Source organism: Pseudonocardia xinjiangensis (genome assembly GCF_012911925.1).
GTDB lineage: Bacteria > Actinomycetota > Actinomycetes > Mycobacteriales > Pseudonocardiaceae > Pseudonocardia > Pseudonocardia xinjiangensis.
Genome location: NZ_JAAXKY010000086.1, coordinates 20,816 through 32,038 on the forward strand (window position 1 = coordinate 20,816; position 11,223 = coordinate 32,038).

Annotated in this window: 12 protein-coding genes; 8 read left to right on the forward strand and 4 right to left on the reverse strand. The window is 72.6% G+C overall.

What is annotated here, in order from left to right; all coding sequences use genetic code 11:
* Positions 1–115: 115 nt before the first annotated feature.
* On the forward strand, positions 116–1,171 hold the full coding sequence (locus HF577_RS23440; protein ID WP_169398093.1) for a MinD/ParA family ATP-binding protein: 1,056 nt from the start codon (positions 116–118) through the stop codon (positions 1,169–1,171).
* Here the strand turns inward: HF577_RS23440 and HF577_RS23445 are convergent.
* Positions 1,144–3,171 carry a hypothetical protein gene (locus HF577_RS23445; RefSeq protein ID WP_169398094.1) on the reverse strand — a complete coding sequence of 676 codons (2,028 nt, stop codon included), beginning with the start codon at positions 3,169–3,171 and terminating at the stop codon, positions 1,144–1,146. The genes HF577_RS23440 and HF577_RS23445 overlap by 28 nt on opposite strands.
* 262 nt (positions 3,172–3,433) lie before the next feature.
* Here HF577_RS23445 and HF577_RS23450 point away from each other — a divergent pair, with 262 nt between their 5' ends.
* Genes HF577_RS23450 through mutM form a run of 5 tightly spaced genes read left to right on the forward strand, consistent with a single transcriptional unit; the run spans position 3,434 to position 6,410 of the window.
* Positions 3,434–3,889, forward strand: a complete 456-nt coding sequence (locus tag HF577_RS23450; RefSeq protein ID WP_169398095.1) for a hypothetical protein — start codon at positions 3,434–3,436, stop codon at positions 3,887–3,889.
* A 55-nt stretch (positions 3,890–3,944) separates the two neighbouring features.
* Positions 3,945–4,520 carry a YceD family protein gene (locus tag HF577_RS23455; protein WP_407692234.1) on the forward strand — a complete coding sequence of 192 codons (576 nt, stop codon included), beginning with the start codon at positions 3,945–3,947 and terminating at the stop codon, positions 4,518–4,520.
* A gap of 29 nt (positions 4,521–4,549) precedes the next feature.
* Positions 4,550–4,732 carry a 50S ribosomal protein L32 gene (gene rpmF, locus HF577_RS23460; RefSeq protein WP_169398096.1) on the forward strand — a complete coding sequence of 61 codons (183 nt, stop codon included), beginning with the start codon at positions 4,550–4,552 and terminating at the stop codon, positions 4,730–4,732.
* A gap of 58 nt (positions 4,733–4,790) precedes the next feature.
* Positions 4,791–5,519, forward strand: a complete 729-nt coding sequence (gene rnc, locus HF577_RS23465; protein ID WP_169398097.1) for a ribonuclease III — start codon at positions 4,791–4,793, stop codon at positions 5,517–5,519.
* Positions 5,520–5,528: 9 nt separating this feature from the next.
* Complete coding sequence (gene mutM / locus HF577_RS23470) at positions 5,529–6,410, forward strand: bifunctional DNA-formamidopyrimidine glycosylase/DNA-(apurinic or apyrimidinic site) lyase (protein WP_169398098.1); 882 nt, start codon at positions 5,529–5,531, stop codon at positions 6,408–6,410.
* A 79-nt stretch (positions 6,411–6,489) separates the two neighbouring features.
* Here the strand turns inward: mutM and lysA are convergent, their stop codons facing one another.
* From lysA to HF577_RS23485, 3 genes are all read right to left on the reverse strand, one after another.
* Entirely contained in the window at positions 6,490–7,827 is a 1,338-nt protein-coding gene (gene lysA / locus HF577_RS23475; protein WP_169398099.1) for a diaminopimelate decarboxylase, read from the reverse strand.
* 181 nt (positions 7,828–8,008) lie between these two features.
* Positions 8,009–9,043 carry a magnesium/cobalt transporter CorA gene (gene corA, locus HF577_RS23480; protein ID WP_169398100.1) on the reverse strand — a complete coding sequence of 345 codons (1,035 nt, stop codon included), beginning with the start codon at positions 9,041–9,043 and terminating at the stop codon, positions 8,009–8,011.
* Between the two features lie 23 nt (positions 9,044–9,066).
* Positions 9,067–9,534: a hypothetical protein gene (locus HF577_RS23485; protein ID WP_169398101.1), complete on the reverse strand. Its 468-nt coding sequence runs from the start codon at positions 9,532–9,534 to the stop codon at positions 9,067–9,069.
* A gap of 158 nt (positions 9,535–9,692) precedes the next feature.
* Here HF577_RS23485 and HF577_RS23490 point away from each other — a divergent pair, with 158 nt between their 5' ends.
* Positions 9,693–10,013: a PadR family transcriptional regulator gene (locus HF577_RS23490; RefSeq protein WP_169398102.1), complete on the forward strand. Its 321-nt coding sequence runs from the start codon at positions 9,693–9,695 to the stop codon at positions 10,011–10,013.
* Positions 10,010–11,223, forward strand: a 1,214-nt coding sequence (locus HF577_RS23495; protein ID WP_169398103.1) for an HAAS signaling domain-containing protein, incomplete at its 3' end; no start/stop codon positions are given. The genes HF577_RS23490 and HF577_RS23495, both read left to right, overlap by 4 nt.

Sequence of the window (11,223 nt, forward strand, 5' to 3'; positions counted from 1 at the left end):
ACGTGCTGGTCGTAAGATCCGGTTGGCGGTGATCATGCGGGATCTCCTCGATCTCGCCTTCGTCCGGCAGCGCGGCCCGGATCCAGCAGCGACGTCGCCGCGCGGTGGGGGGAACATGCCGAAGAGAGCTTTTGCGTCGTCCACTGGTTCTGCATCGGACGCCCCGCCCGGCCCGGAGGAGCAGCCGGCCGGGACTGCGGGCGAGCCGCCCGCCGAGGTCGCGGACCGGCCTCCCGCCGCGACGGCTGCCGAGCTGACCGACCACATGATCGTCCGGCCCCGCTCCGACGCGCCGACCGTGGGCTGGCGCCGCGCCGTCCACGCCGCGAGCGGTGGCGTGATCAACCTCGGCGCCGGGCCCGTCGAGCGCCGCCGTCACGACCTGGCGGCGCGCATCCGGCGGGAGCTTCCCGGCCCGCACCAGATCGCGGTGACATCCATCAAGGGTGGCGTGGGCAAGACGACCGTGACGGCGCTCCTGGGACTGGCACTGGCCGAGCACCGCGGCGACCGCGTCGTCGCGCTCGATGCCGATCCCGACGCGGGCACCCTCGCCGACCGGCTGACGGGTGAGCCGGGCACGACGGTGCGGGACCTGCTCGACCACATCGAGGACGTCCAGGCACTTCCCGACGTCGCACGTTTCACGAGCCTCGCCGGCCGGTTGCAGGTGCTGGCCTCCGAGCAGGACGCGGCCCGCAGCGTGGCCATCAACCGCGCCGAGTACGAGCAGGTGTGCACCGTGCTCAGCCGGTTCTACAACATCGTCGTCACCGACTCGGGCACCGGGATGATGCACTCGGCGATGCACGGCACCCTCGCCACGACCGACAGCCTCGTGGTGGTGGGCGCGCTGACGCTCGACAGCGCCAGCCGGGCCAGCAAGACGCTCGACTGGCTACTCGCCCACGGCCATCGCGACCTGGTCGCCCGGGCCGTCGTGGTGCTGTCCGGCGACCGCACGAGCAGGGAGGTCGACACCACGCGGCTGCGCGCGCACTTCTCGACCCGGTGCCGGGCGGTGGTGGACATCCCGCACGACCCGCATCTCGCCGTCGGAGGCACGATCGAGATGGCCGCGCTCCGCCCTGCCACCGCGGATGCGGTGCTCGAGCTGGCGGCACTCGTGGCCGACGAGTTCGGTCAGCCGGGCGGCCCGAACTCGGTGTAGGACAACAGGCCGTCCTGGCTCAGGTTGTCGGCGTTCCCGTCGGCCGCGAACACGAGCAGCGTCTCGGAGTCGAGCACCTCGAGTCCCGCCCCGAACCGGAAGTGGATCAGGAACCGCCTCTCGGGCGCCCGCGTCCGTAGCCGGTCGCGGCTCCAGATCGTCAGCCGCCCGGCCGTCAGGTCGATCCGGTAGAGCGTGATCCAGTCGTCGAAGCCGGCCGACTCCTCCGACTCCTGGGACCCGAGACCGACCAGCCACACGTCGCCGCGGGCGTCGGTGAGCAGGGCCATGGCGTCCGGACGCGGTCGCACCGTCGCCGGGCACGAGAACCGGAACGTGAAGCGGCAGCGCGGATCGCTGAGGGGCACCGGGTTCGACTCGTACATCGACACCACGCCATCGGTGTACACCGCGAGCAGGTAGCGCTGGTCCTCCCCGGAGCCGATGTCGGTGATCCCGACGGCGTCCACCGCCATCCCGAGGTCGACGCGCAGGTCCAGCAGCAGGGGGCCCGCGGTGTCGGACACGACGCTCAGATCGTAGAAGCGCACGCAGCCGTCGTGCGTGTGCTCGCTGCGGACGGGCACGGCGAGGAAGTCGCCGATCGACTGGCAGCCGCCCGGGTGGTCGAGCCCGTCCTCCGGCAGGGCGACGGCCCGGGCCTTTCGGTGCTGTTCCCGGTCGACGATGTCCACCACGCCGAGCGTCTCCGGTCCGCGGTCGCGCAGCACCAGGAACCAGTCGCGGTAGGGAACCATCGACCTGATGCTGTCGTCGGTGCCCCGCGGGAGATCGCCGACGACGCACTGCTTCACCGCACCGCTCGTGGTCGACACGGCGTCCACCGCGTCCGGCACGTCGGAGAGCCGGATCGACCACGGCTGTGGTCCGGTGGCGTGGAACGCGGCCAGCCCGTTGCCGTCGTACGCCGTGGAGCGGTAGCCGACGTCGATGCCGAACTCGTCGGCGACCACCTGCAACGCGCCGTTCGCGTCGGCGTGGTTGCGGGCCGAGATCGACGTGTACCGGTGCCAGCTGTCGTGGTCGTTCTTCGTGCACACGTTCACGTGGCCCGGTTCGGCCTCGTCACGGAAGAACAGGAGCAGCCGGTCGTCCCACACGGCCGGGACCGGTGTCTCGCGGCTGCGGTTGTGACCGTTGATGGACCGCCATCCGTACCAGGAGAGGCCGTCGGCGCTGTGGCTGACCAGCAGCGCACCTTCGTCCACGTAGTCGACGTAGAACGCGTAGAGCAGGCCCCAGTGGCTGATCAGGGCGGGCCGCGTCGCGGTGTCGAAGGAGGTCGTGGTGATCGTGCCGCCGTAGCGCCACGCGGTGCCGTCGTCGCTGGCCAGGGTGAGGACGGCGGACGGGGACTGGGCCGGTCGGAAGGCCACGACCATCCGGTCGCCGTGCACGACCGGCACCGGCTCGTCCACGATCGTTCCGGTCATGTGCTCGAGGTTCACCAGCGTGTCCCAGTCCGCGCCGGTCTCGCTCACACAGGCCACCAGGCCCCTGGTTCCGCTGTCGGCCCGGTAGAACACGAAGAGCGACCCGCGGTACTCCATCGGCAGCGGCCGGCTCGAACACCGGGCGCCCTCCAGCGCGAACGGGGTGACCGGGGACCACTCCTGCCCGTCCCGGGTGTGGCACACCTTGATCAGCGCGGGATCGACGGCGTCCCGGAAGAACAGGTACAGCTCGTCCCGGTAGACGATCGGCGCCACCTCGGCAGCGGCGCGGACCGCATGGCTGCGCAGGGTGAGGTTGACCCGCTGGGACCAGTGCGAACCGTCCTGCGAGACGCAGTAGTGCACGGTCCCCCGGTCCGACACGTCCTGGTGGAACAGGTACAGCAGTCCCCGGAAGCGGACCAGCGCGGGCGCGATCCCCGTCCGCGCCCGGTTCTGAGCGGTGATGTCACTGACCGCGGACCAGCTGTGGGCGCCGCTCAGCACATCAACGAACAGTCCGGACGGTGTCGTCGTGTCGGTCATCGCGTCTCCCGGTGTGGCCCGGGTAAGTGTGCAAAGGACCACGCCCACCCGACAGACCCTGATGAGGCGTCCCCCGACGTGATGGCGGTAGCGACGGATGGCTGCTCAGCGTGGGGAAGGATCACCGGAACGCGCGCAGTTCGCCGTCGCGTTCCGTGCCGGGCGTGCGGGAGGGGTCCGATGCCGCACCCAGCGCGACAATTCCGGCGGAATTCCGGGCTCGCCCTCGCCACCGGCCCGGATCGACGGCACGATCCCGGGCGTGCTGATCACCACGATGCGGGTGCGTCTCGTCCTGTCCGCCGCCCTCGCGGCACCGGCACTGCTCGTCGCCGGGTGCAGCGCGGGCGTCCCCGGCACGCCGGCGCCGCAGTCCGGCGGCACCCCGGTACCACCCGTGCCGGCCCCCGCGCCCCAGGGGCCGACGCCGGAGTCCCCGGCTGACGACTGCAGCGTGACGGTGCAGGGGCCCGGCCGGATCAGCATGACGGGCAGTGGCCGCGTGTCGACCCGCAACGGCGCCAGTTCCGTGTCGTGCGGCACCGGACCGCTCGTGGGTATCACGACGATCGGCGACGACGGGGTGTCCTTCTCCGCCGCCGACGGAGCCGCGACGACGGTGGCGGAGGGCGCGACCACCCCGGTCGGGCAGTACCAGATCTCCGTGCTCGAGTCGGGCGCGGGCGCGGCGCGGATCCGGATCGTTCCGCAGGGTTGAGCGCGCACGGACGCGCCCCCGGCGCGGGCCGGGCGGACAGGCCTACCCTGGGAGTGTGAGCACGCACCACCCCACCCCCGGCCACCCCGATCCGACCAGCCCGTGGGTCTTCAGCACCCACGAGCTGGGCAGGCGTCCCGGCCACATGCGCACCTACCGGCGCACCATCCCGGCGCCCGCCGAGCCCACCCGGCTCGGCCTGGAGACGATCGCCGTGCCGGTGGGGGAGCCCATCGAGCTGGACGTCCGCCTCGAGTCGGTCACCGAGGGCGTCTACGTCTCCGGCAGCGTCCACGCGTCGCTCGCCGGCGAGTGCGCCCGCTGCCTCGACGCGCTCACCGACGAGATCGACGTCGAGATCGCGGAGCTGTTCGCCTATCCCGACAGCGTCACCGACGAGACCACCGACGAGGACGAGCTGCCGAGGGTCCTCGACGACATGGTCGACGTCGAGCAGATCGTGCGCGACGCCGTCGTCCTGACCCTGCCGCTGGCCCCGCTCTGCCGCCCCGACTGCCCGGGCCTCTGCCCCGACTGCGGGGACAAGTGGGCCGACCTCACGCCCGACCACGGGCATGAGACACTGGATCCCCGGTGGGCCGCTCTGCGTGAGCGCCTGTCCGCCGACTGACACCCTCGAGTACCGCTAGGAGATCTACCGTGGCTGTTCCGAAGCGCCGGATGTCGCGGTCGAACACGCGCTCGCGCCGGTCGCAGTGGAAGGCCACTGCACCTACGCTCGTCGCCTGCTCGAACCGCGCCTGCCGGGCCACCAAGCCCCCGCACGTCGCCTGCCCCACCTGTGGCACCTACGACGGCCGCCAGGTCGTCAGCCCGGCCTGATCACCGGGAGCGCGGAATCGGCAAGGACGTAGTGGTAGGGCGAGGCCTGCAGGGGCCCGTGGAGGACCGCGGGCCCCTTCTCGCGTCCCTCGGGGTCGAGATCGCCCACGACCTGCTCACCCTCGCGCTCACCCACCGTTCGTACGCGTACGAGAACGGTGGTCTCCCCACCAACGAGCGGCTGGAGTTCCTCGGCGACTCGGTGCTCAGCATCGTCGTCACCGAGCGGCTCTACCGCGACCATCCGGACCTGCCCGAGGGTCAGCTCGCCAAGCTGCGCGCGAGCGTGGTGAACATGCACGCCCTCGCCGGCGTGGCCGCCACCCTCGGCAACGGGGGGCTCGGATCGCATCTCTATCTGGGCCGTGGTGAGGAGCTGACGGGCGGGCGCACGAAGGCGAGCATTCTCGCCGACGCCACCGAGGCCCTCATCGGAGCGGTGTACCTGGAGCACGGGCTGGAGACGGCCCGCGGTCTGGTCCACCGCCTCTTCGACGGGCTGCTGCGCAGCGCGCCGTTGCTCGGAGCCGGCCTGGACTGGAAGACGAGCCTGCAGGAGCTCACCGCGGCGGCCGACCTCGGCGTCCCGGAGTACCGGATCACCGAGGACGGGCCGGACCACCTCAAGCTGTTCACCGCCACGGCCGTGGTGGCCGGCCGGGAGCTGGGAACCGGTGAGGGGCGCACGAAGAAGGAAGCCGAGCAGAAGGCGGCCGAGCTCGCCTGGCGCACGTTGACGGCCGAGGCGGCCGCGGGCAGCGAGCCCGCCGCGTCCGGCCCCGCCTGAGCGCGCACCGTGCCGGAGCTCCCGGAGGTCGAGGTCGTCCGTCGCGGCCTCGCCGACCACGTCCTCGAACGGAAGATCGCCGCGGTCACGGTCGCCCACCCTCGCGCGGTGCGCAGGCACGTCGCAGGCGGTGACGACTTCGCCGCCCGCCTCACCGGGCGCACCATCACCGGTGCCCGGCGGCGCGGGAAGTACCTCTGGCTCGACCTGGACGGGGGTGCTCCGGGGGAGGACGCGGTGCTCGCCCACCTCGGCATGAGCGGCCAGATGCTCGTGGTCGGCGACGACCGTCCCGACGAGAAGCACCTGCGGATCCGGTTCCGCTTCGCCGACGGCGGCACGGAGCTGCGGTTCGTCGACCAGCGGACCTTCGGCGGCCTCTCGGTGCACCCGCTGGTGCCGGCCACCGGGGGTGGGCTGCTGCCCGAGCCGGTCGCGCACATCGCCCGTGACCCGATGGACCCGGCGTTCGACCTCGACGCGGCCGTCGCCGCGATCCGGCGCAGGCGCACCGGGCTCAAGCGGGCCCTGCTGGACCAGACGGTCGTGTCCGGCATCGGCAACATCTACGCGGACGAAGCGCTCTGGCGGGCGCGGCTGCACGGCACCCGCCCCACCGAGACGCTCACCCGCAAGCAGGGGCGCGAGGTGCTCACCGCCGCCACCGAGGTGATGGCGGCGGCGCTCGCGGCCGGCGGCACGTCGTTCGACGCGCTCTACGTGAACGTGAACGGGGCGTCGGGCTACTTCGACCGCTCGCTCGACGTCTACGGCCAGGAGGACCGGGCGTGCCGCCGCTGCGGCACCCCGATCCGGCGCGACCCGTTCATGAACCGCAGCTCGTACAGCTGCCCGCGTTGCCAGCCGCGTCCGAGGCATCCGCATCCCTAGTTCAGGAAAGCCACTTTCCGGAACTCCCAGGGCAGGAAAGTGGCTTTCCTGAACCTCGGCGCACCCGCCGGGCGGCTCCTCAACCCGCGTCACGGTGCAGCAGGTCCTCCACCGTCTCCCGGCGCAGCATCGGCACTGCCGCTCCGCTGGCCACCGCCACGACGGGCGGGCGTCCGACCTGGTTGTAGGTCGACGAGAGGGACGCGTGGTAGGCCCCGCTGCAGGGCACGGCCAGCAGGTCGCCAGCCGCGATGTCCTCGGGGAGCAGCGTCTCCTCGGCCAGCACGTCCGACGACTCGCAGTGCCGGCCGACCACCGTGACGGGCACGGAGCGCACGCGCTCGGGGCGGCCGAAGCGCCGCACCGGGTAGCGCGCGCCGTAGAGCGCGGGCCGCGGGTTGTCGCTCATCCCGCCGTCCACGGCCACGAACGTGCGGTGCACCCCGTGCTTGACGGCGGCCACCCGGTACACGGTGACTCCGGCCCGGGCGACCAGGGCGCGGCCAGGTTCCACCGTCAGCCGGGGCACCTGCAGGCCGTGCCAGCGACAGGCCCCGGCCACCGCGGCGGGCACGGTCCGCCCGAACGCGGCGAGGTCCAGCGACTGCTCGTCGGGGCCGTACGCCACCGCGTGACCGCCGCCGATGTCGAGCTGGGGCAGCTCCACGCCGTGCTCGCGGGAGATCTCGGCGAGGAAGGCGACCATCCGCTCGGCGGCGTCGACGTACCGGCGGACCGAGCGCACCTGTGAGCCGATGTGGCAGTGCAGCCCGACCAGCTCCAGCTCGGGACGGGCCAGCACCCGCCGCACGGCCTCGGCCGCCGCGCCCGTCGTGATCGACAGGCCGAACTTCTGGTCCTCCGTGCCGGTGGTGAGCCCGGCGTGGGTGCCGGCGTCGACGCCGGGGACGACCCGCAGCAGCACCTGCTGGCGGGTGGGGACGACGGCCGCGAGGGTGGGGATCTCCTCGAGGGAGTCGAGCACGATCCGGCCCACACCCACGGCGAGGGCGGTCTTCAGGTCCTCGTCGGTCTTCACGTTGCCGTGCAGCATCATCCGCTCTCCGGGGAAGCCCGCGGCGGCAGCGACGGCGACCTCGCCGCCCGAGCACACGTCCATGGCCAGACCCTCCTGGTCGACCAGCCGGGCCATGGCCCGGCACAGGAACGCCTTGGCGGCGTAGGCGATCTCCACGCCGGGCAACGCCTCCCGGTAGGCCCGGCAGCGGGAGCGCACGTCCGTGGCGTCGACGGCCAGCACCGGCGTGCCGAACCGTCCCGCCAGCTCGGCAAGGTCGACACCGCCCACGAGAAGCTGCCCGTCACAGGTCGCCCGTGCGGTCTCCGGCCACAGGCCGGGGGCGAGCCGGGACGACAGCGTCGTGCGCAACGACGGGATGAGATCGGCGAGGGACACCTGTTCTCCTTGGTCCGGGGGTCTCCGGAGGCGACGGCGGCCGGTGACCGCCGAGGTGTCCGTTGTCCCGCGAACCGTCCCGCCGTGGGAGGAGTTCACCGCGGCGTTGACGGCCGCCGCCCGCGTCCTGACGCCGCCATAGCGCCGAGTGGTGCGCACCACTCGGGGGAGTCACGGGGCTTCAGAGCCAGCCGCGGCGCTTGAAGATCGTGTACAGGATCAGCCCGAGCAGCAGCATCAGCCCCACCGCGAAGGGGTAGCCGTAGGTCCACATGAGCTCGGGCATGTGGGTGAAGTTCATCCCGTAGATCGAGGCGACCAGAGTGGGGGCGAACAGGATGGCCGCCCACGAGGAGATGCGCTTGACCTGCTCGTTCTGCTCGTAGCCCGCCTCGGTGAGCCGGGCCATCTCCTCGTTCTGGCGCTGCCCGACCAGTGCGGCGTTGGCCTGGAGGATGTTGCTGAGCAGCTCTCGGAACGCCTCGATCCGGTCCATCACCCTGGCGGCATGGTCGGCCACGTCGCGCAGGGCCCGGCGCAGCTCCAGATCGGACTCGCCCGCCAGCTCCTTCAGCCGGTCGCGCAGCTCCACGAAGATGTCCCGCAGCGGTTCCACGGCGCGCTGGAACTCGATGACCTCGCGGCTGAGCTGGTAGATCCGCTTCGAGACCGCGGGGTCCCCGCCGAAGACCTGCACCTCGATCTGGTCGATGTCGTCCTGCAGACCGTTGAGCACCGGGAAGTAGTCGTCGACCACCTTGTCCAGCACCGCGTAGAGCACCGAGTACGGCCCGTTGTCGAGGAGAGCGGGGTCGGCCTCGAGACGCTTGCGCACCGCACCGAGGTCGGGTTCCTCCGCGTGCCGGACGGTGATCACGAAGTCCGGGCCGAGGAACAGGTGCACCTCGCCGAGCTCCACGACCTCGACGGGGTCGACGTAGCGTGCCGGTCGCAGCACCACGAACAGGACGTCGCCGTAGCGCTCCAGCTTCGGTCGCTGGTGGGCGTTGACGGTGTCCTCGACGGCCAGGCCGTGCAGGCCGAACTCCTCGGCGACGGCCTCGATCTCCTGCTTGCTCGGGCGCAGGAGGCCGATCCAGCAGAAGCTGCGCCCCCCGTCAGGACACCGGCGGAGCTCCTCGAAGGTGTGGTCGAGCGACGAGGGGACGGCGGCACGCTTGCCGTCGATGTAGATCGCGTTGTCGACCACGGACATGCGGGCTCCTGCAGACGTGCGGACTACCGGGCAGTGCTCCGGGTGTGCCGCTGTACATCCGGAAGCTCATCCGCAGCGTAGTGGCGCCGCCGCCCGGTTGCCCGGGCGTGCTGCTGCGACGTGCGTTGATCGCGGTGCCGCGTCACGACGCCGACCAGATGGGCGGCGAGGGCGGCCACCACCACGACGGCGAGCGCGACGAGGTCGGCGCGGCCGGCCTCGATCGTGCCGAGGCTGTGAACCACGAAGCCGTCGTAGCAGGCCCAGGAGAGGACCGCGGCGACGATCGCGCCGGGGGTGGTGGCCATCGCGCCGAGCGTGACGGCCGCTGCGGTGGCGAGGACGAGTCCCGTCGTCGGGCTCCCGCCGAACACCCACGTCACCATGACGGCGACGGCTCCGGCGGGCAGGCCGAGGACACCGCCGACCGCTCCGGGCAGGACGGGCCGGGCGGGGACGGCGGTGCCGTGGGTGGGCCGAGGTGCGAGCACACATCGACCCTGCGCCGGTCGCAGGGGACCGGCGGGGGCGTTGACGCCATCCTGGCGGCGCCGATCCGACCCCTGACACGCCCGTCATATGGTTGTCGTACTACTGTGTCTTGCGCAGTACCGTGCGGTACGCAGGACGACCGGAGAGAGGGGGCGGTGTGGACACGAGCCAGCTGCTCAAGGGGGTGCTCGACCTGGCTGTGCTCGCGGTGCTCGACCGCGCGGACGGCTACGGCTACGAGGTGGTGCGGGGGCTGCGCGCAGCCGGCCTTGAGGAGGTGGGGGACGCCTCCGTCTACGGCACGCTGCGCCGGCTCTACAACGCGGGGTTGCTGACCTCCTACGTCGTACCCAGCGAGGAGGGGCCCCACCGCAAGTACTACAGCGTCAACGCCCCGGGCCGGGAGCGGCTGCGCGAGTTGGTCAAGACCTGGCGGGCGTTCGCGGTGACGATGGAAGGGCTGGTGGGGGCGGCATGAACGAGGACACCGAGCGCATGAGCCACGGCGCGGCTGCCGGCGGAACGGACGGCGGGCGCACCGTGCGGCTGCTCCCCGGTCCGGCCGAGGAGTACCTGGCTGGGATCCGGTCCGCGCTGGCCGACCTGCCGGCGCCGGAGCTGGCCGAGATCCTCGACGACGTCCGCGCGCACCTGGCCGACCTCACCGCCGAACTCGGCGCCGACGCGAGCCACGCGGCGCTCGTCGCGCGGTTGGGCAGCCCGGCCGTGTACGCGGGGGAGTTGCGGGCCGCAGCCGGCTACCCGCCCGCACCCGTACAGGCGGGCGGACCGGGGCGCTCCCGATCGACGGCGGCGACGCTCGCGGTCGCCGGGCTCGTCGGGTCGGTCCTGCTGGTGGTGCTCGGGCTCCCCGCGGACGCGCCGGGCCTCGTCCTGCTCGGCCTGCTCGTCGCACTGCTCGGGCTCCCGCTGCTCACCCGCGACGGTCCGGGCCTGCCCACGGTGGCTGAGATGCCGCTGGTGCGCCGGCTCGTCGAGAGCCGGCCGGCGGCGGGAACCCCGGCGCGCGGCGTCGCGGACTTCCTGGCGAGCCTGCAGCCGGGGTGGTGGGTGGTCCGGGGAGTCATCGCGGCCGCGCTGATGCTGGCTGTGCTCGCGCAGGCCGACCCGCCCCTGGTCGTGCTCCTGTCGCTGGTGACGGTGCCGGTGTCGGTCTGGCTCGGTCACCGCACGCGCCGGGACCGGCGTCTGCTCTGGGTGGTGGTGCCGCTCAACACCCTCGCGGCGGTGCTGGCACTGGGTGTGCTGCTCTCGACCGGGGCCGGCCTGCTGGACGGCCCCCGGCCGGCCGGCACCTACTCGAGCCAGTCCTACCAGCCGGGACTGTGGCAGGACGGGGACCGCCCGATCCGCGACATCCGCCCGGTCGACGCGGCGGGCAACCCGCTCACCGGGGTGTACCTGTTCGACCAGGACGGGCGGCCGATCGACACCACCGACACGTCGGTCTGCACGGCCGACTACCGGTCGGCCGAGACGGCGGCGAACGCGGCCCGGCCCTACCCGCGCGGCACGACCGACTACGACCCGCGCACCGGCGACTGCGTCGTCGTTCCGCCCGGGCCGCTGCTCGTGGCGGTGCCGTCGGCCACCCCGCAGGCGAGCGCCACCACCACGGCGTCCCCACCCCCGACGACTGCTCTCGCGCCCACCGGGTCCGCGACCAC

What these genes read in the sequence shown, in the direction of transcription:
- HF577_RS23440 (WP_169398093.1), top strand. Translation starts at nt 116, where the DNA reads ATGCCGAAGAGAGCTTTTGCGTCGTCCACTGGTTCTGCATCGGACGCC.
- HF577_RS23445 (WP_169398094.1), bottom strand. Translation starts at nt 3,171, where the DNA reads ATGACCGACACGACGACACCGTCCGGACTGTTCGTTGATGTGCTGAGC.
- corA (WP_169398100.1), bottom strand. Translation starts at nt 9,043, where the DNA reads ATGTCCGTGGTCGACAACGCGATCTACATCGACGGCAAGCGTGCCGCC.